Annotated in this window: 25 protein-coding genes; 15 read left to right on the top strand and 10 right to left on the bottom strand. The window is 38.3% G+C overall.

The window, feature by feature from the left end:
* Nucleotides 1-58 precede the first annotated feature (58 nt).
* The 3 genes from QPX86_RS09335 to QPX86_RS09325 form a co-directional block, all read right to left on the bottom strand.
* Nucleotides 59-511: a DUF1285 domain-containing protein gene (locus QPX86_RS09335; protein ID WP_285165005.1), complete on the bottom strand. Its 453-nt coding sequence runs from the start codon at nucleotides 509-511 to the stop codon at nucleotides 59-61.
* Nucleotides 504-3,581: a D-2-hydroxyglutarate dehydrogenase YdiJ gene (ydiJ, locus tag QPX86_RS09330; protein WP_285165004.1), complete on the bottom strand. Its 3,078-nt coding sequence runs from the start codon at nucleotides 3,579-3,581 to the stop codon at nucleotides 504-506. Before ydiJ ends, QPX86_RS09335 begins: the two co-directional genes overlap by 8 nt.
* Nucleotides 3,582-3,842: 261 nt before the next feature.
* Nucleotides 3,843-4,274, bottom strand: a complete 432-nt coding sequence (locus QPX86_RS09325) for a cupin domain-containing protein (RefSeq protein WP_285165003.1) — start codon at nucleotides 4,272-4,274, stop codon at nucleotides 3,843-3,845.
* A gap of 225 nt (nucleotides 4,275-4,499) precedes the next feature.
* On the opposite strand from QPX86_RS09325, the gene QPX86_RS09320 reads away from it, so the two are divergent.
* Nucleotides 4,500-5,243, top strand: coding sequence for a tRNA (adenine(22)-N(1))-methyltransferase (locus tag QPX86_RS09320; RefSeq protein WP_285165002.1), 744 nt, complete (start codon nucleotides 4,500-4,502; stop codon nucleotides 5,241-5,243).
* Between the two features lie 64 nt (nucleotides 5,244-5,307).
* Here the strand turns inward: QPX86_RS09320 and QPX86_RS09315 are convergent, their stop codons facing one another.
* Nucleotides 5,308-6,015 carry a DUF4937 domain-containing protein gene (locus tag QPX86_RS09315; protein WP_285165001.1) on the bottom strand — a complete coding sequence of 236 codons (708 nt, stop codon included), beginning with the start codon at nucleotides 6,013-6,015 and terminating at the stop codon, nucleotides 5,308-5,310.
* Between the two features lie 155 nt (nucleotides 6,016-6,170).
* Nucleotides 6,171-8,540: a phosphoenolpyruvate synthase gene (ppsA, locus tag QPX86_RS09310; RefSeq protein ID WP_285165000.1), complete on the bottom strand. Its 2,370-nt coding sequence runs from the start codon at nucleotides 8,538-8,540 to the stop codon at nucleotides 6,171-6,173.
* Between the two features lie 124 nt (nucleotides 8,541-8,664).
* On the opposite strand from ppsA, the gene ppsR reads away from it, so the two are divergent.
* Nucleotides 8,665-9,477: a posphoenolpyruvate synthetase regulatory kinase/phosphorylase PpsR gene (gene ppsR, locus QPX86_RS09305; RefSeq protein ID WP_220755452.1), complete on the top strand. Its 813-nt coding sequence runs from the start codon at nucleotides 8,665-8,667 to the stop codon at nucleotides 9,475-9,477.
* Nucleotides 9,478-9,681: 204 nt separating this feature from the next.
* Nucleotides 9,682-10,746, top strand: coding sequence for a 3-deoxy-7-phosphoheptulonate synthase (locus tag QPX86_RS09300; RefSeq protein WP_220755453.1), 1,065 nt, complete (start codon nucleotides 9,682-9,684; stop codon nucleotides 10,744-10,746).
* A gap of 183 nt (nucleotides 10,747-10,929) precedes the next feature.
* Here the strand turns inward: QPX86_RS09300 and QPX86_RS09295 are convergent, their stop codons facing one another.
* Nucleotides 10,930-12,171 (bottom strand): HD-GYP domain-containing protein, encoded by a 1,242-nt coding sequence (locus QPX86_RS09295; protein ID WP_285164999.1) that lies wholly within the window; start codon nucleotides 12,169-12,171, stop codon nucleotides 10,930-10,932.
* Nucleotides 12,172-12,388: 217 nt separating this feature from the next.
* Between QPX86_RS09295 and QPX86_RS09290 the strand changes: the two genes are divergently transcribed.
* Nucleotides 12,389-13,468 carry an energy transducer TonB gene (locus tag QPX86_RS09290; protein WP_285164998.1) on the top strand — a complete coding sequence of 360 codons (1,080 nt, stop codon included), beginning with the start codon at nucleotides 12,389-12,391 and terminating at the stop codon, nucleotides 13,466-13,468.
* Between the two features lie 343 nt (nucleotides 13,469-13,811).
* Here QPX86_RS09290 and QPX86_RS09285 read toward each other — a convergent pair whose 3' ends face one another.
* Nucleotides 13,812-13,973 carry a hypothetical protein gene (locus tag QPX86_RS09285; protein WP_285164997.1) on the bottom strand — a complete coding sequence of 54 codons (162 nt, stop codon included), beginning with the start codon at nucleotides 13,971-13,973 and terminating at the stop codon, nucleotides 13,812-13,814.
* Between the two features lie 156 nt (nucleotides 13,974-14,129).
* On the bottom strand, nucleotides 14,130-14,330 hold the full coding sequence (locus QPX86_RS09280) for a hypothetical protein (RefSeq protein WP_220755457.1): 201 nt from the start codon (nucleotides 14,328-14,330) through the stop codon (nucleotides 14,130-14,132).
* Between the two features lie 185 nt (nucleotides 14,331-14,515).
* Here QPX86_RS09280 and QPX86_RS09275 point away from each other — a divergent pair, with 185 nt between their 5' ends.
* The 11 genes from QPX86_RS09275 to QPX86_RS09225 all read left to right on the top strand — a co-directional run bounded on the left by QPX86_RS09275 (nucleotide 14,516) and on the right by QPX86_RS09225 (nucleotide 24,811).
* Nucleotides 14,516-15,277 (top strand): SIMPL domain-containing protein, encoded by a 762-nt coding sequence (locus tag QPX86_RS09275; RefSeq protein WP_285164996.1) that lies wholly within the window; start codon nucleotides 14,516-14,518, stop codon nucleotides 15,275-15,277.
* Nucleotides 15,278-15,323: 46 nt separating this feature from the next.
* Nucleotides 15,324-15,893 carry a SixA phosphatase family protein gene (locus QPX86_RS09270; RefSeq protein ID WP_220755459.1) on the top strand — a complete coding sequence of 190 codons (570 nt, stop codon included), beginning with the start codon at nucleotides 15,324-15,326 and terminating at the stop codon, nucleotides 15,891-15,893.
* An 83-nt stretch (nucleotides 15,894-15,976) separates the two neighbouring features.
* Nucleotides 15,977-16,243, top strand: coding sequence for a Rho-binding antiterminator (locus tag QPX86_RS09265; RefSeq protein WP_220755460.1), 267 nt, complete (start codon nucleotides 15,977-15,979; stop codon nucleotides 16,241-16,243).
* Between the two features lie 209 nt (nucleotides 16,244-16,452).
* The gene (locus QPX86_RS09260) at nucleotides 16,453-16,920 is read left to right on the top strand and encodes an acyl-CoA thioesterase (protein WP_220755461.1); all 468 of its coding nucleotides are present in this window, start codon (nucleotides 16,453-16,455) and stop codon (nucleotides 16,918-16,920) included.
* A 309-nt stretch (nucleotides 16,921-17,229) separates the two neighbouring features.
* A complete protein-coding gene (locus tag QPX86_RS09255) occupies nucleotides 17,230-17,892 on the top strand; it encodes a response regulator transcription factor (RefSeq protein ID WP_220755462.1) in 663 nt (220 codons plus the stop codon).
* Nucleotides 17,893-17,906: 14 nt separating this feature from the next.
* Complete coding sequence (locus QPX86_RS09250; RefSeq protein WP_259651399.1) at nucleotides 17,907-18,503, top strand: class I SAM-dependent methyltransferase; 597 nt, start codon at nucleotides 17,907-17,909, stop codon at nucleotides 18,501-18,503.
* Nucleotides 18,504-18,634: 131 nt separating this feature from the next.
* On the top strand, nucleotides 18,635-19,480 hold the full coding sequence (locus tag QPX86_RS09245) for a D-hexose-6-phosphate mutarotase (RefSeq protein WP_285164995.1): 846 nt from the start codon (nucleotides 18,635-18,637) through the stop codon (nucleotides 19,478-19,480).
* A gap of 257 nt (nucleotides 19,481-19,737) precedes the next feature.
* Entirely contained in the window at nucleotides 19,738-23,049 is a 3,312-nt protein-coding gene (locus QPX86_RS09240; RefSeq protein WP_285164994.1) for a YdbH domain-containing protein, read from the top strand.
* A gap of 109 nt (nucleotides 23,050-23,158) precedes the next feature.
* Nucleotides 23,159-23,323, top strand: a complete 165-nt coding sequence (locus QPX86_RS09235; RefSeq protein ID WP_220755468.1) for a YnbE family lipoprotein — start codon at nucleotides 23,159-23,161, stop codon at nucleotides 23,321-23,323.
* A 19-nt stretch (nucleotides 23,324-23,342) separates the two neighbouring features.
* A complete protein-coding gene (locus QPX86_RS09230) occupies nucleotides 23,343-23,663 on the top strand; it encodes a YdbL family protein (protein ID WP_220755465.1) in 321 nt (106 codons plus the stop codon).
* A 380-nt stretch (nucleotides 23,664-24,043) separates the two neighbouring features.
* On the top strand, nucleotides 24,044-24,811 hold the full coding sequence (locus QPX86_RS09225) for a substrate-binding periplasmic protein (RefSeq protein ID WP_220755466.1): 768 nt from the start codon (nucleotides 24,044-24,046) through the stop codon (nucleotides 24,809-24,811).
* 80 nt (nucleotides 24,812-24,891) lie between these two features.
* On the opposite strand, the gene QPX86_RS09220 is transcribed toward QPX86_RS09225, so the two are convergent.
* Nucleotides 24,892-25,296 (bottom strand): hypothetical protein, encoded by a 405-nt coding sequence (locus QPX86_RS09220; RefSeq protein WP_247663187.1) that lies wholly within the window; start codon nucleotides 25,294-25,296, stop codon nucleotides 24,892-24,894.
* A gap of 85 nt (nucleotides 25,297-25,381) precedes the next feature.
* Nucleotides 25,382-26,020 (bottom strand): GNAT family N-acetyltransferase, encoded by a 639-nt coding sequence (locus QPX86_RS09215; RefSeq protein WP_080915900.1) that lies wholly within the window; start codon nucleotides 26,018-26,020, stop codon nucleotides 25,382-25,384.
* Between the last annotated feature and the right edge of the window lie 154 nt (nucleotides 26,021-26,174).

The raw sequence follows: 26,174 nt of genomic DNA, 5'->3' as shown, positions 1-26,174 counted from the left end.
CTAGCTTTAAAAATGCCACGGATTATTAGACATAGTACGTAAAAGACCGCTATTTTAGTCAGTCTGTTACAAATTGATTAATATATCGGTAGTAACAAGCACGGCCTAAGCCGGCTTTAACGCCTCTTTCTATTTCAATTTCAATGGCATCATCTAACAAAATAACAGCAGATATATTAGCTATAGCATGCTCAGTACCGATACTGCTAATGAATGTTATTCCATCTTGATTGTTTATATCGTAATCAACTAGCACAATCGCATGCCGTTTGACGAGCACTTTGACTTTCTCAACAGGGGTTATTAAAAAATACTGCCCATCAATGTAATTAAGCACACTGGAAAAGAGCTTAGCAAACTTAGCAGGAAGCGGACTGTTTAGATAAAACCAGTCCCCCTCGCCGTTTATATCAAACATGGGCGTTTCACTGCATAATTCAACTTCATTGTTATTAGAATGAGCTATTGATAGCTGCCCAAGCTGCTTAGCAATATTAATTGGTTCAGCCATTAGCTTCGCTCTTTTGTATAATCAATTGAAGCAGTGCTTCAATTGGATGCTTAGGTTTAAAGCCTGCAAATCGTTTAACCTGACTACGGCAAGAATACCCAGACACTAAAATTTGAGTTTTATCATCAATCTTATCTAACGTCGGTTGCCAAGACATAGCAAACAATTTAGTGGAACGACCTAAATTTTCTTCTTCATGGCCGTAAGTGCCTGCCATACCGCAACAGCCGACGTTTATCACATCGAATTCAGCACCAAAATGACTAAAAATGGTTTTCCACTCTGCTGGCGTGGTAGGTTTTGCTGTAGATTCTGTACAGTGACTAAACCAGCTAAACTTTTGCTCAGTTTTAGTAAGTTTAGGCATTGATTTAATGGCATCCGTTAGCCATTCATTTGCTAATAACACTTCAAAGTTACCTCGAGAATCGCCAAGCACTTGTTGATATTCATCTCGGTAACAAAGCACGAGTGCTGGATCTAACCCCACCATCGGCATATTAAGTGTATGAACTTGATTCAAAAAGTCGGCACTTGATTGCGCTGTTTTAGCAAACTTATCTAAGAAACCTTTAATATGTGTCGGCTTACCATTGGGTTTAAATGGAAGTAACACTGGCTTTAAGCCCATTGCTTTAATCAGCTGAATAAAGCGATATACAAGCTCTGCATCATAAAAACTATTGAAAGGATCTTGTACCACTAACACATAATCAGCGCGTTCAGATTCTGGAATTTTTTGTAGTGCTTCTAAATCATAGCCGCGGCTTTCATGTCCGTCTAAGCGTTGTTTAAGTGTAGGAACAGATAACGCTGGCGAATCTACATACCCAATCGACTTTTTAATTACCCATTGGCTTAACTTATTTTGTGACGCTAAATTAGTCACTTTTGGCATAGCTGCCATCATAGGGAGCAAGTCTTCGATTCCTGCAACAAGATAATCTTTTGCTGGACGCATGTACCGCTTGTAATAAATATTGAAGAACTGAGCTCTAAATTTCGGCACATCTACTTTTACAGGACATTGCCCAGAACATGCTTTACAGGCTAAACAGCCTTTTAATGAGTCCATAACTTCATGGGAGTAATCGTAGTCACGCTCTTCTTTATAGCTATTTTGAGCTCGTTGTAAAAAGCTTAATGGTTTTGACTTAGCTAAGGCGTCAACATCAACACCTTCAGCTTCTAGTAAACGTAACCATTCCCGCATTAAGCCACTGCGCCCTTTTGGTGAATGGATACGATCGCCCGTTGCTTTAAACGACGGACACATGAATGAATAGCTACTGTAGTTAAAACAAAGGCCATTACCATTACAGTTCATCACATCAGGAAACGCATCACGTACTTGGATTGGGATTTGACGGTCGAATGTGCCACGTTTAACACTATCAACGTTAAATATCATTGGGCCACTGTCTTTTGGAGCAACCAATTTACCAGGGTTTAAACGGTTTTGCGGATCGAATAAACCTTTAATTTCTTCAAGCTCACCGTACAGTTCATCGCCAAATACCGCTGGACCATACTCGCCGCGTACTCCCTTACCATGCTCACCCCACATCAAGCCGCCATATTTAAGGGTTAACTCAGCAACTTGATCTGAAATGGTTTTGAGGAGCTTTTCATCTGCTTCATCACACATATCTAGTGCGGGACGCACGTGTAACACACCAGCATCAACATGACCAAACATGCCATATTGCAGCTTATGCCCGTCTAATAAATTACGAAACTCCATGATGAAATCGGCTAAGTTTTCCGGTGGCACGGCAGTATCTTCGGCAAAAGCTAGTGGCTTACGGCGACCTTTTGTTGCCCCAAGTAATCCCACAGCTTTTTTACGCATCGCATAAATTTTATTGATACTTGGTTTATCTGAAGTGATTTGATAACCAACAACACCAGCCTCTTCATTGGCAAGTTGGCTTGCCAATACAGATTCAAGCTTGCTAATACGTGCTTTGACATCCTCTTCATCACCCGCAAACTCAACCATGTTAAGTCCTTCGATGACTTTATTGGGTACCGCTTCAATAAGGTGTGAAACTGAATGCCAGATGATATCTTCGCGGGCAAGGTTTAATACTTTAGAGTCTATGGTCTCAACCACTGTAGCGCTCGCAGCCACCAAAGAAGGTGCGTGGCGTAATGCTGATTCAAACGAGTCATATTTGATATTCAGCATCATTCGCGTATTCGGAAGCGGCGTAATATTAAGTTTAGCTTCGGTTAATACCGCTAGCGTGCCTTCAGACCCTGCTAAAATACGCGATAAATCAAATTGAGTCAGATCATCATTCCAGACATGGCGTAAATCATAACCAGTTAAAAAACGATTTAACGCAGGGAATTGCTTAACAATCAAATCTCGTTTTTCATGACAACGACTCGCAATATGGCTGACAATATTTTGAGCAAAGGAATTTTGATTAACTTGTTGGTGTAAATCGCCTTGTTTACCCAGTGCAATATCACCTTGCATTGGTGATGTTGCCAGTACACTGCCGTCCACCAGCACACTGGTTAGCCCTAATATATGGTCTGAAGTTTTACCATAGACAAGAGAGCCCGCACCAGAAGCATCTGTGTTGATCATGCCACCAACGGTTGCCCTATTCGAAGTAGATAAATCTGGACTAAAAAAGAAACCATGCGGTCGCAGTGAATCGTTCAATGCATCTTTAACGACACCGGCTTGTACTCTGACCCAGCCTTCTTCGGCATTGACTTCAAGCACTTGATTCATGTGCCTTGATACATCAAGAATAAAGCCATTAGTTAAAGACTGACCGTTAGTTCCCGTACCACCGCCACGCGCACTAAAAGTGACTTGTTTATATTGGGGATCAGATGCCAAGCTTAATACCAATTCAACATCAACTTGATTAAGGGGATAAATAACGGCTTGTGGTAAGAACTGATAAACAGAATTATCTGTAGCTTGAATCAATCTGGCACTGTAACGCTTATCTATTTCACCCGCAAAAGAAGATGCTTCAAGCGCATCTAAAAAGCGTAAATAAATCGGTTCTAAAGTTTGATGATGAGATAGCAGCGGCAGCATAATGGACTTCTGGTTATAGTAATTTTATCATCATTATAAACAAAAAATGGGCTGCTAAGTAGTTGAGTTAAAAAAATTCATTAGCATTTTATTTACAGACTAAATGATAATAAACTAAATCTAAAATATGTCTAACTATCTGTAATTTATAAAATAAAAAGAATAAAGTCATTTTAAAAGTCTAATAGTTTAAAAACACAGATTCAAAATTCATAATTTAGGCAACTTCATAATTTTCTGTTAGATAGTTTTAGAATAACATCAATGCTTTATTGTTAATGACGCTCCTTCAATTCCCGCATAAAAAACAATAATCTCAGCCGTTTCTTCACCAACATTTTCACCAAAATGCCATTTATCTACCGTTTCAGCGATAGCACTTCCTGCTGTCAGCATTAACTCTTCACCATATTCTGTCGTCACTTTTAATTGACCTTTAGTTAGGATTCCAGCGTTAATGACAGGATGTTGATGCAAGGGAAGCTTTGAACCCGCTGCAATGGAAATTTTAAGGATGGTAATTTCTGGTTGACCTGTTGGATATTCTGGTAACTTTTTACCATCCCAACTATGAGTTGCTTTTAGCAGCTTTGTTACTTCGATATCCTTAGTTGGTTCGATGGCATTTACACTCATTGACAACATTAAGAAAAAGGTGAACAACCAACCAATATAAGTTGTGAACAATTTCATTTGTTTTCCTTGTAAAGGTTTAAATTTATCAAAGTAATGTTAGCTAAAGTTAAAAAGTTAGGTTCTTTCAAATACCTATATCTATTACTTTTATCTTCTTATTAAAAGATAATGACACATTCAATAATGCATACCAATCTCAAAAAGCCTTAGCCAGTTAACTTGAAAACAATTACAATGTGCCGCTTTCAGTGAAGTACCCTACCTTTATACTCGGATCCCTCCATGAAACTCAGTAAAAGATTACAACAAATAGATAATATGGTCATGCATGGTTACGATCATATTTGGGATTGTTGTTGCGATCATGGTTTTTTAGGAGGGTCGTTACTCACACGTCAAGCGGCCCCAAATATTCACTTTGTTGATATCGTTGCTGAGTTAATGAATGAACTCGAGCAAAAATTAATTAAACTTGATTTAAGCTCAGAGCTTAATCCTGCTGTTACATCCAACTGGTTTACTCACTGTATGGATGTAGCAAAGCTTCCTTTAGATAAATATTGTGGTAAGCATTTGGTTATCATTGCAGGTGTGGGAGGTGATTTAATGATTGAGTTTATCAATAGTATTCAAAAGCTGCATGCTAATTTGAAGATCGATTTTTTATTTTGCCCTGTTCATCATCAATATAGTTTAAGACAGAACCTCATTTCGCTAGATTTCAGCTTAAAACAGGAATGTCTGGTTGAAGACAACAAACGTTTTTATGAAATTCTATTAGTTGCTAATGATTCAAAACCGGCTTGTACCACTGACTCGTTAAACCCCAAGCAACATAAAACTTCTCATGCAATATCTGCAGTAGGAGAGCAAATTTGGTTTAATAACATTGAAGATAAACAAAGTATATCTCGTCGTTACCTCAACAAAACATTAAGCCATTATCAACGAATACAGATTGGACGGAAACAAGAAGTGCAGCACATTATCGATGCTTATAACGCGATTGATATGCCTCATACATAATGACTCATATATTGAGTGGCTGTTACCTCTAACCACTAACCTCTAACCTCGATTTAGACGTATTTTATCCCGCTATAACGTCCCATCGACGTTCGACTAATACTGTTTTACTCGTGGCTTTCCGAGGCGAGAGTTTCTTACTCGAGATATTCTGAGCCGAGACTTGTGTGATGTTTTCTTGATTGAGCACTTGAGTTAATTTCGGCAAAGTTTCAAAGTTATATGTCTCATAACCTTGTTCACACGACCAATATGTCAATACAAGGTATTTATTGGTTTTTTTCTCTGGTTGCCAAATATCCCCACCAACAAACCCAGGTTGTTTTTGTAATGTAGGAATCCAAAATTCCTTCTGCTCATTGATAAAATTTTGTTTATCAATTGCACCTTCGCAAGTAACCATGCTTATCAGTTGTATCTCAGGAATATTCAGTACTTTTAAGCCCATTGTTAACACATGCTGTTGTCGATTAACCTGACATGCTATGTAAGTTGACGTTTGCTGGTTTTGTTCAATGATGTTGTCATGAGTAAATTCCATGAAAGCAGTTAAATCTTGCTGTGACTGCCATAACCCAATCACAACGGCTTGATTGTAACTGACCGAATTATATTCCTCGCTAACTTGTTCACCCTCCTCTTGCACCCAGCCACCTAACTGGGCAATGAACCCTTCACAAGATGCGGTTAAGCCCAATTGACTTTGTCTGTGGCTAAAACTCTCTTTTTGTTCGTAAGCAACCTGACAATTTATGATTTTAGCTACAGCCATATGATTCTATCCTTTATTTATTAATCTCAATTTGCATCTAGCTACTCGCTATTGATAAGAAACACCATGCCCAAAACAAATATTACAGACACAAAAAAGCCGCAATTAAGCGGCTTTTGTCATTTAGCTAACTTAATAGCCAAATTAATAAGCGTTTAACCATGTTCTTCAGCTAGGTATAACCAAGTGTCGATTACGGTATCAGGGTTAAGTGATACGGTGTCGATGCCTTGCTCAACTAACCATTGTGCAAAGTCGGCATGATCAGATGGGCCTTGACCACAAATACCCACGTAAGCACCTTTCGCTTTAGCCGCTTTTATCGCTAACGATAGTAATGCTTTAACCGCATCATTACGCTCATCGAATAAATGACTGATAATGCCTGAGTCACGATCAAGACCCAAAGTTAACTGAGTTAAGTCGTTAGAACCGATAGAGAAACCATCGAAGTGCTCTAAGAACTGGTCAGCCAACAATGCATTTGAAGGTAGCTCACACATCATGATAACGCGAAGACCGTCTTTTCCGCGCTCTAAGCCTTGCTCTTTCAGCAATTCGATGACTTGAGCAGCTTCATCAACAGTACGTACGAATGGGATCATAATCTCTACATTCTTCAGACCCATATCGTTACGAACACGTTTAATCGCTTCACACTCAAGTGCGAAACAGTCACGGAATGACTCAGAGATATAACGGCTAGCACCACGGAAGCCCAACATTGGGTTTTCTTCTTCTGGCTCGTAGCGATCACCACCAACAAGGTTAGCGTATTCGTTAGACTTAAAGTCTGACATACGTACGATAACTTTCTTAGGGTAGAATGCGCTACCGATAGTCGCGATACCTTCTACAAGACGAGCAACATAGTATTCAACTGGTGATTCATAACCGGCAATCATCTCGTTGATTTCTTCTTGAAGCTCAGCAGGCTGTGAGTTGAACTCAAGCAATGCTTTCGGGTGAATACCGATCATGCGGTTAATGATGAACTCAAGACGCGCTAGACCTACACCTTCGTTTGGCAGGCGAGCAAAATCAAATGCACGATCAGGGTTACCCACGTTCATCATGATTTTCATTGGTAAATCTGGTAATGAGTCAACACGGTTAGTGATAACTTCAAACTCTTGCTTACCGTCATAGATGAATCCGGTGTCACCTTCAGCACAAGATACTGTCACCACTTGACCATTTTTAATACGGTCAGTGACATCTCCACAACCAACAACAGCCGGTACGCCAAGTTCACGTGCGATAATCGCAGCGTGACAAGTACGGCCGCCACGGTTAGTGACGATTGCGCTTGCACGCTTCATGATTGGTTCCCAATCTGGGTCAGTCATGTCAGTGACAAGTACATCACCTGGCTCGATTTGATCCATGTCTTCGATAGATGCAAGCACTTTAGCCACACCAGTACCGATTTTATGACCAATTGCACGGCCTTCAGAAACAACATCACCTTTGGTTTTTAAATGGTAACGCTCAATTAATTGAACATCTTCACGGCTACGAACTGTTTCTGGGCGCGCTTGAACGATATATAACTTACCGTCGTTGCCATCTTTGGCCCATTCGATGTCCATTGGACGGCCATAATGCTGTTCAATAATGACAGCTTGCTTTGCAAGCTCCATCACTTCTTCATCATTAATTGAGAAAATGCTGCGTTGTTCAGCTGGGATATCTTCAATCTTCACTTGCTTACCATGTGAAGCATCGTCAGAGTAAACCATTTGAATCAACTTACTGCCGATATTACGGCGCACAACGGCTTGATGCCCTTGCGCTAAAATTGGTTTGTGCACGTAGAATTCATCAGGGTTAACGGCACCTTGCACTACCATTTCACCTAAACCAAATGATGAAGTGATAAAGACAACGTCGTTGTTACCTGATTCAGTGTCCATAGTGAACATCACACCTGATGATGCTTTATCTGAACGTACCATACGTTGTACGCCAGCAGATAATGCTACACCTTGATGCTCGTAACCTTGGTGAACACGATAAGAAATTGCACGGTCGTTAAATAGCGATGCATAAACGTGCTTGATAGCAAGTAGTACAGCATCAAAGCCTTTAACGTTTAGGAAAGTTTCTTGTTGACCTGCAAAAGATGCATCTGGCATATCTTCAGCTGTTGCTGATGAACGCACTGCAAATGATGCTTCTTGAGTCTCACTAGAAAGTTGCTCGTAAGCTTCGCGAATCGCGTCTTCTAGTTCTGGTTGAAATGGGGTATCAATAACCCACTGTCTAATCTGTGCACCAACTTTCGCTAATTCATTAACGTCATCAACATCTAAAGTTGCTAGAATGTCGAAAATTTTCTGGTTAACACCACTTTGCTCTAGGAACTCATTAAACGCATGAGAAGTTGTAGCAAATCCGCCTGGAACTTGAACGCCTGCGTTTGCTAGGTTACTGATCATTTCACCAAGTGACGCATTCTTGCCGCCAACCTTGTTAACATCACCCATGCCTAGTTCTTGATACCAGAGTATGTATTGCTGCACAGTTATCTCTCCACAAGTTTATTTCGATGGCCCCTTCACACGAGGGCAGCGGCATTCTACACTCCCACACAAGTGACGTAAATCTATAATTTTATTTGTAATTTTATTACTACAAGAGGTCATAATGGCACCAAAAGTATTCTATATCTCAGACGGGACTGCAATCACTGCAGAAGTATTTGGACATGCAGTGCTTTCACAATTTCCAGTTGAATTTGAGGCACTTACAATTCCATTTGTAGAAACAACTCAAAAAGCGGAGAAGGTTAAACAACAAATTAATGATTGTTTTATTACAACAGGCGAAAGACCAATACTTTTCCATTCAATCGTCAAACATGAAATCCGTGACATTATTTATTCCAGCGAAGGCTTGGATTATGATTTTTTGAACACTTTCGTTAGCCCGTTAGAAAAACAATTGGGTATAGAAGCGAAGCCGGTGATGAACCGAACTCATGGTAAAAGTAACTTGGGCTATGACTCTCGGATAGAAGCGATAAATTACACAATGGAGAACGATGATGGTCAAACCATGAAGCACATGGATAAAGCCGACATCATTTTACTGGGTGTTTCACGTTGTGGTAAAACCCCTTCAAGCTTGTATTTATCGATGCAATTTGGGATAAAAGCTGCCAATTATCCGTTTACTGAAGACGATATGGATAACTTAAAATTGCCTGAAGCATTAAAACGCAATAAATCGAAGTTATTTGGTCTCACCATTGATCCAAATCGATTGCATGAAATACGTCAAGGACGCATGGAAAATAGTCGCTACTCTTCATTAAGGCAATGCCGAATTGAAGTGAAAGAAGTTGAAATGATGTATAAGAAAGAGCGCATTCCTTTTGTCAACACTACTTTCCATTCGGTAGAAGAAATTTCGGCAAAAATTCTTGATATCACAGGCTTAAAACGTCACATGTTTTAAGCCGCAATGGTTATCGATTCAAAACGATAACGACTGCTTGAATGGCCGAAAATGATAATAACACCGCATTTTCGGCTAACTTATTCCAATTTGACTGCTTTTGTTCTATATCTAACTCGATTTCAGCGTGTCTAACGCTGGCTAATTAGTTATAATCCCGAGCAATATGATGTTAATTCATCGCAAACATGCTCGGTAAAATGAATGACAATTAAAACTGATGAACTACGTACCTCACTTTTATGTAAGGTAATTTCACCTGCGCAACTCGCATCTGAATATCCATTAACCCAAGATGCTGCTGACTATTTAGTTGAGCAACGTCGTGAAGTTGAAGCCATTATTGCAGGCGAAGATCAACGTTTACTCGTTATCATCGGTCCTTGCTCAATTCACGATACAGAAGCGGCATTAGAATATGCTCAGCGTCTTGCCAAATTACATCATGAGCTAAAAGAAGACTTATGCATTGTAATGCGTGTCTATTTTGAAAAACCACGCACTATCGTAGGTTGGAAGGGACTCATTTCGGATCCTGATTTGGATGGTAGCTTTAGTCCAAACAAAGGCTTGAGAATGGCTCGCCACTTGCTGCAACAAATTACTGAATTAAAACTCCCTATCGCAACCGAGTTTTTAGACATGGTGAATGGTCAGTATATAGCTGATTTAATTACCTGGGGCGCTATTGGTGCTCGTACAACTGAAAGCCAAATTCATCGCGAGATGGCATCAGCACTTTCATGTCCTGTAGGCTTTAAAAACGGTACTGACGGTAATATCAATATTGCAGTTGACGCCGTTCGTGCAGCGCAAGTTCCGCACATTTTTTATTCTCCGGACAAAGATGGCGCAATGGCAGTTTACCGTACTCACGGTAACCCATATGGTCACATCATTTTACGTGGTGGCAAAAAGCCAAACTATTCAGCAGAAGATGTTGAAGTCGTGCGTGCGCAACTTGAAAAAGTAGGTGTCACGCAACGTATGGTTGTTGATTTTAGTCACGGTAACAGTGAAAAGAAACATAAAAACCAGTTAAACGTTGCCGACAGCATCATGCAACAAATGCGCAGTGGCAGCACCGCTGTTGCTGGTATTATGGCTGAAAGCTTTATGATTGAAGGTAATCAAAAAGTCGTAGAAGGTCAGCCTTTAACTTATGGCCAAAGTATTACCGATGCTTGTTTACACTGGGAAGACTCTGAAAAGCTTCTACGTGATTTAGCTCAGGCTTCAAAAGACCGAAAAGTGCTGCTAAGCAAATAGACCTATATATGTTAATTAAAAAGCACCTTTAAAAAGTACTTTTTAAAATACCATAGGCTCATTCGCACTTATCTTGCATGAGTTTTGTAAACTTTCGAAACAGATAAAATGAAAGCCAGTCATGAATATGACTGGCTTTTTTGTTGGCTGATAATAAGTTTATAAAACTTTGTGAGTTTTGATTCAGGCAATATTGACATTGATTGCATCCTCTTCAATTGATGCCAATGAGAGTTGCTGAAATAAATGGTTTATTACCATAAAGCTTTCTACTAGTTTAGGGTCGAAATGTTTGCCCTTCCCCTCAATGATTAACTTAACGGCATCTTGATGGCTAAAGGGCTTTTTATAACATCGAGGTGAAGTTAACGCATCATACACATCAACTAAGGCAACGATACGCGCAGCAAGAGGAATATCAGTACCTGATACGCCTTTAGGGTACCCATTACCATCCCACTTCTCATGATGACCACCAGCAATATCACGTCCCATTTTGATAAAATTACAATCTGGTGCGTATTCAGTCAGGCTATTTAAAACTGAAGCGCCAATCACAGGGTGAGCTTTTATCTGTTCAAACTCTTCAGGGGTTAGTCTGCCAGGTTTAAGTAAAATAGCATCGGCAATACCAACTTTACCTATATCATGTAATACCGAAGACAAAGTGATTTCTTCAATAAAAGACACGGTAAGTTCTTTTGGCGCGTCAAACTCGCTGTATCTTTGGGTGGCTAACATTGCTGCGTATCGCTGCATTCTCAACAAATGCGCACCAGTTTCGTTATCACGATATTCAGCTAATTTAGCTAAACCGATAACCGTAGCACGCCTTGATGTTAAAGTGCTTTCTAAAGAATGCGATAGTTTGCCTAATAAGAAGGCAATAGACATAGTCACTATGGCATTGGTAGCAATAAAATTTATCACAACTACGGCCCATATAATCGAACTATAACCTTCAATTTTTGGCCAGATGTGAAAATTTAAATGAAAAGCAATGCCCAGTAAAACAAGAGAAACAAGATTTATGAGTTGCGCATAGTTACTGGCTACTTTACCAAGTAAAATGCAGGTTAGTGGTGGAAATATAAACAACCAGAAGAACCCAGCACCACTTGGCCCTATGGCGATTAAAAAACCGAGCCCAATACTGAAAGCCAACATGCAGCCAATGTTAAAACGAGCCCTATCAGTGAGGTTTTTGTCATAAATGATAAACAGCAAGATGGCATAGACGATAGTGTCGAATACTGCCATAGAGTAAAGATTAGCTTGAATGCACAGGTAAATACTCGTGAAATATACGGGGATACAGACAATAGCTAACAAACCAAAAATTCGATTAAAAATCACTCTTCGCCAATAAGCTAGAGAATCTCCAATAGTGATATTTTCAATAAACTGCAATCCTGCTAGTGACATGTTTCATCCTTGAAGTGCCGTGTTTACTCTACAAACGATTTAAAAGTAGCGAATGTTAATTATAATTATTGTCGAGTTTTTCAATAACGCAACAGCTAGCATTTAGCGCAAGTAGATTTATGACTATGATGAGTAAATTATATTGTTATGAAATAAGGCAAAGGTTAAGCTTCTCTAATACAACATGGGATCGATAAGTAATATTCAAAGGATTGGAATGAATCGTTATACAATTAAATTAAGTTATGTCAGCCTGTTTTTAGGCAGTTTAGTACTTTCTCCGCAATCAAGTGCAACTCCGAAAGGATTCAAAAAAGCTTACCATGCTTATAACGTCGCTTTTGAAGCAGGCAATACAAAGCAAGCAGCAAAATCAGCTCAGCAAGCTTATGACTTAGGCAAAGTTATTTACGGTGAAACAAGTATAGATACAGCTAACCTTGGGTTTAATCTTGCCATTTCGCTCGCTAATAATTATCAGTTTGATGAGGCTGAACCATATTTTTCCAACACTTTAGTCTTATATAAAGCCCACTTTGGTAAAGGTAGTGTGCAACTTGTTGATCCCCTTTTAACCTATGCAGATAAGACTAAAGACTTAAAGCTTGCGAAAACATTACTCTCAGAAGCTAGAGCAATTGCTGATGACAGTGACAAGCCAATTCTGTACGCCCATACGCTATCTGCAAGTTATTCTAAACTTGTTCAAACCAAATATGATAAGAAGCAAGTTCGTAAATATATATTGCAAGCCAAAGAAATTTATAGTGAATTACTTCCTGCAGACTCTACAGTCCTAGTAAACTCGAGGTTTGAAAGTTCAGCAGTATATCTAGCAGATAAAAAATATGACAAAGCTGAAATTGAATTACTGGAAGTAATCAATCAATACCAAGCTCTGGATTATACTCACCCTTATGAGTTGGCAGCGCATGCACGTTTAGTTGCCATGTATAGTGAAAGAGAAAAGTCAGATCTTGCCACTCAACATTGCTTAGCAATTGGAAGCATGAAGCCTTGGAGTGAAGAACAGCAACAAACACCTATCTACCGTGTAAACCCTAAGTATCCAATCAACAAAGCAAGACGAGGTACCGAAGGCATGGTGCAATTAAGCTTTGTTGTCGATGAACAAGGTTTTGTATCAGAACCTGAAGTCATTAAATCTGAAGGTGGTGAAGCTTTTGAAAAGGAAAGTATTAAAGTCCTTAAGCATTGGCGCTATGCCCCTAAATTCATTGATGGTAAACCTGTTAAAGCAAAATCAACCGTTCAATTGGATTATAAGATAGGTTAGATATTTGAGATTGGAGGGCAACAGCCATTGTCCTCCAATCTCTTAAACACTGAGCATCAAAAATTAATTAAATAGATTAACCATTGCGATCCACTCTTGCTCTAATTTCCCAAAGCTTTTACCTGTGACCTCTTTTACACCCTGACCTTATAGATTTTAAAATAAGCATCTAGCCCACTATTCATAGCTAAGAGTTTTCAATCAAGAATTGAGTAAATGCACCTTCTTGCACTTAAGCTAATTGTCTTTCAACTCCTGCTGTAGTTTCATGTCTAGCATCTTCTGCTTTAGAGAATGGAATTAACTGTCCGTGTTTAGCCACTAATTTTGTAATCTGAGGATATTAATCAATACCAAAATTAGGATATTCAGGTTTGCTGCCAAAGCGGTGCTGTAACAAAACAGCTAAACCATCACCATAAAAACAATCTTCATAACCATTTTTAATTTTTTTGGGTTGATAACTCACGGCATACACATGAGTTAACTCATGAATAAGTGCCATGCCATTATGCTCTTGATTTGCCACCTATTGTAATACTCGAGTTTCTGGAATATGAATTGTATTCCAATCTTGATAAGGGTTTCGTTTGGTTTTCGAAATAATGACCAACAATGGCTCTTTTATTGGTGTGCCTTTATATTCAATCGATTGATTTAATTAACCTAACACAAGCTTTCGATCACGTCTGACTTGCAGTGCCAATTGTTTAACCACTTTAAAATCAATTTCCGCATCATATTCAACCGTAAAAGGCTCAAATGAGTCAGCATGTTGATATGTTTCGGCAAAAGAAACCTGACTTATCAAAATAAAACTGATGGCTATCAAAGGTAATACTCGATACTTAAATTTAATCATAATCCTTTATTCCTTTAGCACTTCAATGTGCATTAACTAACCTAAAAACCTAAAAAGTTGACTAAGACGTCAACTTACGGCTAAGGTCTTTAACGATAAAGTGTTAGGTTGACGTTAAATTTCGCCAGATAAAATCACCCACAGTTATAGATTCTATCGCCCAACACTTAAATCGACTCAAGTAAATGATTAAGAAGGCTACAGGAGAATATCTAGTGAACAGCACGCTAAATACCCAGTCTAAAACCAGCGCCGCCATTCTTGGTTTTTTGCTTTTGATTGGCTTATCAGTACTAGGCTTGTCACTCAAACAGGCCATCATTGAGTACAAATTACTTGATCGAAGCGTCACCGTAAAAGGGCTCGCTGAAAACGAATACCCTGCTGATGTAGTTATTTGGCCAATCCAATACACGGCAGCAAGCAATAAGTTAGAAGATTTATACGCGCAGGTTGATAAGCAAAACGTTCTCATTAATGACTTTTTGATAAAAAATAGCATTAGTACTGACGAAATTTCAATTTCAGCACCAACCATTACAGATAAGTTAGCTCAACAATATGGCGGTAACCAAACCGTAGAATTTCGTTATACCGCATTACAAACTATTACCGTTTACTCTACAGATATAGATAAGGTGCGCGCTGCAATGCCGACACTTTCTCAGCTAGGTAAACAAGGGATCGTTTTTTCGCAAAACAATTACGATGCGCAGATTGAATACATCTTTACCCGCTTGAACGAAATAAAACCGAAAATGATTGAACAGTCCACTAATAATGCACGCTTAGTCGCTGAAAAGTTTGCTACTGACTCACAAAGCCAGCTAGGCAAAATTAAACGTGCTTCCCAAGGTCAATTTAGTATTTCCAATAGAGATAAAAATAACCCGCACATTAAACGTGTGAGAGTGGTGTCAACCATAGAGTATTATCTAGCAGATTAATCAATGAAATCACAAAAATAATTACAATAAAAACGTGGAAGTCAACATGGATAGCAACTACAAAAAACAACTTAACCGAAGGTATATCACTGGATTATTGATGACCTTTGGATTAATAACAGTATTAAGTATCATGATGTTCAGTAGCGGTTTAATCGCTGCGGAAAACTCAATTAATCAAGCTTCAGATAAGCAAAAAAAGACTTACATTTTAGTTCGCCATGCAGAGAAACAAAAAGGTGATAATCCCGAGTTAACTCAACAAGGCCAGCAAAGAGCTAAGCGGCTCGCTCACATACTCTCTTCTGTGCCATTATCTGCGATTTATAGTACTGATTACAAAAGAACAAAATTAACAGCCCTGCCGACTTCTGAGCTCACTGCGATCCCTTTAACGCATTACGACCCACGTCAATTAGCAGCTTTTGCATCAAAACTTCAATCCAGTTCTCAATCGCATATCTTAGTTGTTGGCCATAGCAATACCACGCCAAAACTGGTGACACACTTAGGCGGAAATGCTGGTGAAGATATTAATGAAAAGAGTGAGTTTGATAGGTTATACATTTTAACCAGCATAGGTAATGAAGTAAGCACCTTAGTATTACGTTATTAAGGACCAAGCAAATATCTAAGTCTGGTATGCCACCCGTCTAGGATGCCAATAATTGAATCCCCAAAGACTGTAAAGGAAGCATTATGCTCAGGTGTGACTTACATGATTATCTTGAAATAATGTGTTTATATCAATACCAAGTAGAGTTAACCATGTTAGATAACTCGGTAATTAACGGCCAATTTTTTGATACTGGTTTCACCGAAATTAACGGTAATAAAAAGGAAGTAATCAAAGGCGCTATAAATGATGATAACTCTCAGGTTATTGTTGAGATAGAACAGATTAAGTCCGTTAAAGTCCTCACACCTAACCCTGTGTTTAGCGATATAGACTTTACCTGCTCTTAGCTCCAGCACTGAACAACAACAGTAAAAATCTACAGCTAACATCATCACTAATTATTAGAAATCTCTTTGGTATGATGTTTGTTCTATTCGTTTTGCTTTTGATAAAGATAAATGAATAAGTCTGTTTATCTACTCTACCTATTTAAATCACATATCCGTATAATCCGGCCTCCAACTAGAAGTACTAAAAATAACAATTAGGTAGTTGAATGCCCTTTACCAGTAATGTATCACCAGAAGAAAATCCATCATTGCCAAAAGAAATTAGTGACAGAATCGATCAATCTGAAGCAAAAGTGATTAAAGCAATTTTTCCGTCAAACACTAATCATCACAACACTTTATTCGGTGGAGATGCATTAGCATGGATGGATGAAACCGCCTTTATTGCTGCGACCCGTTTTTGCCGAAAAGCCTTGGTGACAGTCAGTTCTGATCGAATTGATTTTAAAAAAGCGATACCGGCAGGCAGTTTAGCCGAACTCGTCGCACGGGTTATTCATGTTGGTAACACATCTTTAAAAGTTGAGGTCAATATATTTGTCGAAGACATGTACCAAGACTTACGTGAACATGCCATAAGAGGCGTGTTCACTTTTGTGGCTGTGGACGAACAAAGAAATCCGATTCCAGTTTGGCCAGTAAATACCAACTTACAAACCAGTGGTAGTGATTAACAAAACTACAATCCGAAAGCACATGAATTATTCCTTTCGTTGCTTGTAGTATTAGTTAACAACAATTGAAGATGTTCGTTTTACACTATTGTTCATAAAACAAGCCAAAGATTAACTGCTTGCAACTGTTCGCAAGCAGTTAATAATTTTGGATTTTGCCAGAATGCTGCATCAATACTAGACCAAAGTCTAACTCATAATATTATTTAACTGTTTTCGTTATACTCTTGCATTTTAGCGTGGATCGATAACCAAGTTATCTGTTACATTAAAATTACCTTCACGTGCAACCAAGACAACTAAAAAGCCATGAAGCTACAAAATTTAAATATTATTATTGCTGACGATCATCCCTTATTCCGTAATGCCTTAAGACAAGCATTAAATAATGCTTTTCAAGGTACTAATTGGTTTGAAGCAGACAGTGCCGATGCGCTGCAAAAAATTCTTGATGATAAAGAAACTGATCTTGATTTGATTTTACTTGATCTTCAAATGCCTGGCTCTCACGGCTACTCGACGTTAATTCACCTTCGAGGCCATTATCCAGATATTCCTGTCGTTGTTATCTCAGCCCATGAAGATATTCAGACTATCAGCCGCGCTATACATTATGGCAGCTCAGGTTTTATTCCTAAATCTGCTTCGATGGATACATTAAAAGAAGCGCTAGACGCAGTGCTTTATGGTGATATCTGGTTGCCAGAAGGAACTGAAATACTTGAAGTCAATGACGATCCAACCAGTCAAATGGCCAGCAAGTTATCTGACTTAACTCCACAACAATATCGCGTTTTACAGATGTTTGCTGAAGGGTTACTCAATAAACAAATTGCCTATGACTTTGGTGTTTCTGAAGCGACAATCAAAGCTCATGCTACGGCTATCTTCCGTAAATTAGGTGTTAGAAATCGCACGCAAGCAGTTATTGCATTACAGCAACTTGAAATGGAAAAGGTAGACCTATCTTAAGTCATGTTTCGCAATTGCCGTTTTCTCAAGCCTGTGAAAACAATAAGGAACCAATACTTGCTGAGTTAAAGAATATTTTTTCAGATAGCCAGCAGGTATTAGAAATCGGTAGCGGCACAGGTCAACATAGCGTTCACTTTGCCGCTAACCTGCCCCATTTAACTTGGCAAGCCAGCGATCAAAACAGTTATTTAACCCACTTAAACGCTCGAATTGAGTTAGTCGGCAGTCCTAATTTATTACCTGCTTTTGGACTAGACGTGACCCTTGATTGGCCTACAAGTAGAATATCTCCCATGCTAGATGGTTTATTCAGCGCAAATACTTTACATATTATGAGTAAAGCGATGGTTGAAGCCTTCTTTAATGGCTTAGGACAAGCGTTATCAACAACTGCAAATGTTGTAATATATGGCCCTTTTAACTATCAAGGCCAGTTTAGCAGTGACAGCAACGCGTCATTTGATCAATGGTTAAAACAAAACAATCCTGAAAGTGGCATTCGTGATATTGAATGGGTCATAAAATTGGCTCAAGAACAGGGCTTAAGATTAGAATCAGATATCGAAATGCCTGCTAATAATCGCCTTCTTCATTTTAGACGATGTTAATTGATTCAGTTTATGTCATTTATCAAACACTCAAACCGTAATAACAAAGAGTTAGCCCCTTAAATTACTAGTAAAAAATTTGTAAGCTAGTATCAGATACACAATAAAATCTCACATAAGGACAGCGCATTATGGGTTCGGTTACCACTAAAAAACACCCTAACGGTTTAGATTATGTCGAAGTGAATACTGATTTATGCCAAGCGAGTATTTTTCTTCAGGGCGCACAAATAGATTTTTTTAAACCAGCAAACAAAGCACCATTGCTTTGGGTGTCTGAAGCTGATGATTACCAGCCTGGTAATGGGATCCGTGGTGGTATTCCCGTGTGTTGGCCTTGGTTTGGAGCAAACCCCATTGAAGGTTATCCGCAACATGGTTTTGCCCGTACCAGTATCTGGTCTTTAGCATCAGTTAAAATGCGTAACCAATTGGTTGATTTAATCTTCACCCTAAAAATTACCGAAGAAAACAAACAATATTGGCCTCACGATACCGAAGTGAGTGTGCTGTTTACCCTTGGTGAATCATTGTCAGTCAGCATTGTGAATAAAAACAACTGCGACTATCCAATTAACCTTACCCAAGCATTACATACTTATTTTCCTATTGAAGATATACATCATTTAAAAGCCACTGGCTTTAGCGGGTCAAAATATATTGAATTTGGTAAAGGCCCATATCAGCAAGACGGTGATGAAGTCAGCTTTACTCGAGAAACTGACCGCGTCTATACAGATTTAGCCAACAAACAGCTGTTACATACTCCAAATGGCACTATTGAAGTCAGTCGTGAGAACAGTCTGTCTGCAGTGCTTTGGAATCCGTGGATTGATAAATCTCAGCGATTATCGCGCTTTAATGATAATGACTACTTAACCATGGTGTGCCACGAAGCAGCGAATGTCCTCGAAGATGAAGTACAATTAGCGCCTGGGGGAAGTCATACCCTCACCACTCATATTCGTTGGGCTTAAGCCAGACTCAGTCTCATGTCGATTTTTGATTTAGCTTGGTCTAGCCCACTCAGTAGGTTTTATCCAAGCTAAAACTAAAACTAAAACTGTAGCTAAATCGAAGTTAGCCAGCTTCAAATTCTATCATCAAGCCCATAAATTTGCTGGAATTCAAATGCTTCAGTATCAAATATCAATGACACGGAGCCATTATAGTTAAGCTATGTTATCCTTTGCTCAATCAAATAAATCAATATCTTAAAAGACATAAAACCCTAATGGCAGTTCGAATTTTTACTGTTAAACGATTATTTTTATTCTGCTTTTTTTTAATCGCATTAGGTCTACTGCTGCTCCAACAAAACTTCAGACCTATCGCGCTCAATTTCGTAAACTCCTTAACTCTGCCTTACAATATTGAGGTTATAGATGTTGAAGTCAAAGATGTCGAAATTGATGTCACAGAACTTAGCAAATATAAGCTTAGCGATTTAAACCAACTATCATTGCCTTGGTTACAAATGCGCTATCAAGATAGTTTAATAGAACTTCAAGATATCAGATTAGATTTAAAGGATGGCTACAATACCCTAAAGAGCATGTCATTATCTGTTGAAGATATCCGCGAGTTGCACATTGGCGATATAAACGTCACATTAGGAAAAAGTTTTATCACTCGCCAAGAGCAAGGTGAAAACTCCGGTGATATAGGTTTAAGCTTAAATCAAATCCCGCAAATATCGTTAGATAATATCAGTGTTTACCTACCTAAATCGCTTCAAGCAAAAATACCATTCCCGATTATTCAAACTCATAACCTAAAGCTTGAGCAAGCAAAAGTTTCAGACATTAAACATACCTTGTCAGGTGAGCTAAGTTTGATGGAGCAATCGGTATCGCTGTTTGACTTAAAGATGAAGCAAACGCAGTGGGTCTTAAATCATCAATCAGATATAGCGACGCTAATTTCAGCTTTGTCAGGCTTAAATCAAGCACTTTACATCGCCTGGCAAGATAACCTGTCTCATCAACCTAGTGCTAATTCAGCTGATAACAATTCAATTATAAAGCCTGAGAAACCACAGCTAATTGATGCTATAGAAACTATTTTAGGACCCATCGAAGATTTAAAATTAATGGTTAATGGCAAATGGAAAAGTCAAACTGAACTTGATTTGATTCATGGTTCTATCCTTAGCCAACACCAAATTATTCCAATATCGTCCCAAGCGCAAATTGTAAATCAATCAGTTTTTATCCCAATGGTTAGCAGTGAGTTACTGCCAAATATTGATTTTTCACCCGAGGATACATTGGCTTTTTCAATAATTTACGCGCCTGAAAAAGAGCTTTCGCCTGATAAAGTACCAACACCTCAACAGGAAAAATCAATTGCGACTCTGATGTTTAATCTTCAACCTTTTTTGTGGCAAATTAGTACCAATCAGCGGCAATTAACAGATATTATCGCGTTATTAGATGACCCAGAGATTAATCATCAACTGCAGCCATTTCTTGCAGAACTTAAACAAGAAATTGATTGGTCATTAGCGCTTGAACAGCCGCTGACTATTGAAATGCCATTGAATACTCCGTCACTAATTAATGTCATGGAAACTGATATTAAGTTTTCTATTGCGCACCCTATAGCCTCTTCGACATTGAAAATAAACAAACTATCTGCAACTAGTTTGCCTATCTCTAGTATTAATAATATAACTGAAAATGATGGGGGTGCTTTACAATTAACCTCTCAACTAGACCTTACTATTAATCAACATCAAACTTTTGATTTAATAGCCGCTAAAAATCTTGCAACGGCTAAAAAAACTAACCATCAAATAAGTCATGGCTTAACTGAGCCACACAAATCAGAGTCGGTAAATAACAGCATTTTTGTTGCTGGTTCACAAATAAACCTAAGTGCAAAAATGTCAGTTAAAGACCATTTGGCTGAGTTGATTTTATTACCCCAGTCGGCAGTTCAAACACAGCAACTTCATATGCAATTGTCTCATAACTCATTGGTTTTTGATCAATTGCACTGGCGACTTGAAAAGCAATCAGTCATTAGCTTAACGAAACCGTTAAGCCCAATAAGTAAGCAATCCTCTATAATCTCGTCCACTGAGGCAGAATCAAAGTTCACCATAGCTGATTTCAAGCTTGGTTTTGACTCGTTTGCTTATACGGTAAACGACGAAAAACAGCTAACAACAGAAAAATTTGAGGTTCATTTAGGACAATTTGAGATTAATGCGCAACAAAATATTGAACTGTTAGCCCGTTCTAATGCTGATTATGATTCAGAAACCGACAATGAACAGCAGCCATTAATTGAACAAATACTCGCGCAAACCAATCAAACTCAATTAGATTGGCATTTAAGCGACGTTCGTATAGATAAGCTTATTCCCTCTAAATCAAAGCTTAGACGTTATAAAGTGTTACGTCTTGACGATGTGACACTCAAACAAACATTAGCTTTGCAGCAACAGTTATTAACGGGTACAGAATACTGGCAACTGGATGAGCTCAATTTATCAAGTTATCACTTATTAAGATTACCTCAACAAGGCGTGCCAGTATCGTTAGCTGGCCAATGGCAGGTTGATACTGATTTGCACTCGGTGATCAGCACACTGGGACAAACTCAAATGCTACCTGAAAACTTAACGATTTCGGGGCATAACAAGCTAAATGCCGGTTTTGCATTAAATGAAAGTCAAGGTGTGTCTTTATTTGAAATGAAGTTTGAGCAACAACTAAGTCAATTAGATGCGCAATATAATGATAACTTCTTTTATGATGCTAACTTAACCTCTGACTGCCAATTTAACTGGCAGCAAGTGCATAGCAAGCCTAGTCAGCCAACTACCTACAGCCAAAGCCGTCTACTTTGTCAAAAAGCTGAGCTAAATATTGCTGATGCCTATGTCGGTATTAACCTTGAAAACATCAAGCTCAACGCCAATATTTCCTTAGGAAAGAATGATGAAATTGCAGCGAAAAATTGGTTACAAGAAATTAGTGGACTCAGTGATACTGACATTAATTTAACCGCGAGTGGTGATTTATTAGATGGGGAATTCTTAGTACCAGAATTTTATGTAAAGTTGCATGATCAATCAGAAGGTTATTTTGTTTTAAATGGCATCAGTTTAGAGGCATTATTAGCGGCACAACCTCAGGTTGGTGTATACGCAGACGGTATTTTTGACGGCGTGTTACCCGCCTCTTTAGTCGATGGGAAAGTGACGATTAAAGGAGGTCATTTAGCAGCTAGACAACCTGGCGGGCTCATTCAAGTTTCTAACAACCCAGCCCTTGAACAAATTAGAACCACACAGCCATACTTAGATTTTGTAGTGCAAGCTCTTGAACATTTAGAATATAGCCAATTGAGCAGTAGCTTTGATATGGAAGACAACGGTGATGCACTTCTCAAAGTTCAGGTTAAAGGGAAAAGCGAAGATATTGAAAGGCCTATACATTTGAACTACTCTCATGAAGAGAACTTATTTCAACTGTACAAAAGTACTCAAATTGGAAACCAACTGCAAAATGACATAGAACGTTCCGTTAAATGAATACTTGAACAGAACATTTAAACGTGAATTATTGAAGCAATTTATTTAATGACTTTTAAGCAGTAAGGACGACTCAGTGAAAACTCATTCGATTAATAATTTATTACTAATGTGTGCCAGCACCTTAATGATCTCAGCGTGCTCACCCACAGTAAAAATAGCACCACCCGATAAACCCATTGAGATTAACCTCAATGTAAAAATCGAGCATGAAATCATCATTAAAATTGATAAAGAACTCGACATACTATTAGAAGATGACGAGTTATTTTAATTAATAAGGAAATCACATTATGAAGTTACCCATCATTGCCTTATTAACAGGGCTATTAATGTCTGTAAATGCCTATGCTATGACACTACAACAAGCTAAAACACAAGGCTTAGTTGGCGAGCAAACTAATGGATATTTAGGCTTAGTCGTTAATAATTCTGAAGCTAAAACATTAATGCTGCAAGTTAACAATAAACGCAAACAGCATTATCAAAAAATAGCCAAGAAGAATAAACTCTCAACTGCTGATGTGGCGAATAGAGCGGCAAAAAAAGCAATCGCAGCTGCGGATAAAAATCATTACATTCAAACTGCCGCAGGTAAATGGCAACAAAAATAGCCCTTCTACTCCAAGATCTTAACTGTACTTACACTGTAAATTGTCATTATAATTTTCAAGCTAGCCAATCTTAAACAGCTTTAAAAGCGATGACATTTATACATTGAATATAAGTAGCATCTTTGAAATCAATCGACCTTCTCTTTATTAACTCACTAAAAAATATACATAATTATACTTAAGTAAAGTTATAAAACTCATAAAACTTTTTTATAATATGTTAGTCCTGCTTTTTGCATTAACAACTAGGTTCATTAGTCATAACCACATACCCACATTCACTTAGTGGGTATTCTTTTTGTAATGCAAAAGTGTTACATTTGTTGCATAGTCATTTTTTTGTCTAGTGTCGTTTCACTGACGTATTTACTTTTGAGCATATGAACAAGATTTTTTCTACAATAACAGCACTCATAATTCTAATCACTCCAGCACAAGCTAAACCTGTTATTAATGTTGGAGGATATTTGTTTGCCCCTTATGTTAATTTGACTGATGAAGGGCTATTTCGAGGTTTTACCATTGATTTAGTTGCAGCATTTAATGAACTACAAACAGAAGTTGAGTTTCAATTTGTTAATACAAGTATCGAGAATCGCTACCAAGCCTACGATATAGGACGGTTTGATATGATGTTTTTTGAAAGTCCTATTTGGGGCTGGAAAAGCTTCACTGCCGAATTTATTCCTCTAGACATTGTTGATGGCGAAGTGTTTATAACACTTAGAGATGGGGTAAAAGATCAGCAGTACTTTGATACTTTTGAAAATAAATCACTCAGTTTAGTCAGCGGTTATCATTATCAGTTTGCCCAGTGGAATAACAATGAACAAGATCTAATGAGCGATTTTGATATTCAATTTGTACATACTAACCGAGCATCGATTGAAAGCGTATTAAAAGGCAGAGCTGACATTGCCCCTGTCACCTTATCTTACCTGCAGCATTACATTAAAATGTATCCAAAAATCAGAGATAACCTGCTAATTTCAGAGAAATTAGATCAAACATATTCTCATAGTATTTTGTTAAACCCCAAAGCTGTAATTTCTAAAGCTAAATTGCAAAAATGGTTGTCTGATTTAAGGGCATCAGGTCGACTCAATCGAATAGCAAAAAAATACGATTTAGCGATAAAACCCAGATAAAAATTTACCCCATTAATTATTCAATTAATGGGGTAAATGATTAAAAAACAAACGTATTTCGTTCGGCTTTATATTTGATATTACATAGTAACCATAGCCCAATATTCTAGGCGTGATTGCGGATCTAAGACGACTTTTTTACATAGATCTTTATATTTTCCCATTAAAGGGCCTAAACCACTTGAGCCACCTAAACTTGCAATCTGTTGCTCTTTGGCTTCAGCGACTGCGGTTGTCACAGCATCTGCTGCCATATATTGCCCAGCTAATTTTTCAGCTTCTTCACCTGAGGTTTTTAATCGAGAACCCACAGCTTGCATCTGCGGCGCATCCATTCCCATGATCACACCAGAGGCAATTTCATAATAAGCTGCACATTGAACTAACTCATTACTAAACGCCGCTTCAGCCTTATCTTGCGCACTTGCCTGAAAACTTGCTGTCATCAACACAGCGGCAGATAACATATATCCTTTTTTGCCCATGAAATTTCCTTTACGTATTTTATTTCTACAACACAATCATTACCTTAGATTCACAAGGCTAACGATATTTAATTACTTGTTTTAGTTAGTAGTTTATTTCTGTATTAAGCATCGCATTAGCATATTGCTGACGATAATAATCTAAACGGTGCTTTAAATGCTTTTGAACCGTTGTCCACTCAGTATCAATAATGGAATACACAACCGTATCTCTTACTGTGCCATCTTTAAGAATTTTATGGTTTCTCAGCACACCGTCTTGTTTAGCACCTAAGCGCATTATGGCTTGTCTTGATGCTTGGTTATGCCAGTGTGTTCTAAACTCCACTGCCATGACATCTAACGTATTAAAAGCATAATCCAATAACAATAACTTGGTTTCGGTATTGGCTGACGTCCGTTGGGCACGTTTAGCGTACCAAGTGTAGCCAATCTCTAGACGACGATTAGGCTGATCCCAATGACAAATTCGAGTACAGCCAATAATTTCACCTGAAGTTTTATCCCTGACCACAAACGCTAATGACTCACCTTGTTTTTCTTGTTGTAGCGCTTTCTCTACATAAGCTTTCATTTCGTCTGGGTGTGGAACCGAGGTAAACCATAACTCCCAAAGGTTGCCATCTGCACTTGCTAAACTAAGAGCAGCAACATGATCGATACTTAGCGGTTCTAAAATGACATGGTCGCCGGTTAGCACACTATGACTGTCTATGTTTGCCATTCTTACTCCCTTACCAAATAGTTAACTTAGTCACACAATGACAGAATACATGATCTGAATCAGAAAAAAATCATCTTTATCAGTACAGAAACATAATTATTGTTTTCGATTAGTGTGTTAGCGACCTAAAAGGACAAGATTTACTAAGTTGAAA

It is taken from the genome of Shewanella goraebulensis (genome assembly GCF_030252245.1).
GTDB lineage: Bacteria > Pseudomonadota > Gammaproteobacteria > Enterobacterales > Shewanellaceae > Shewanella > Shewanella goraebulensis.
This window is presented reverse-complemented; position numbering and strand designations above follow the sequence as displayed.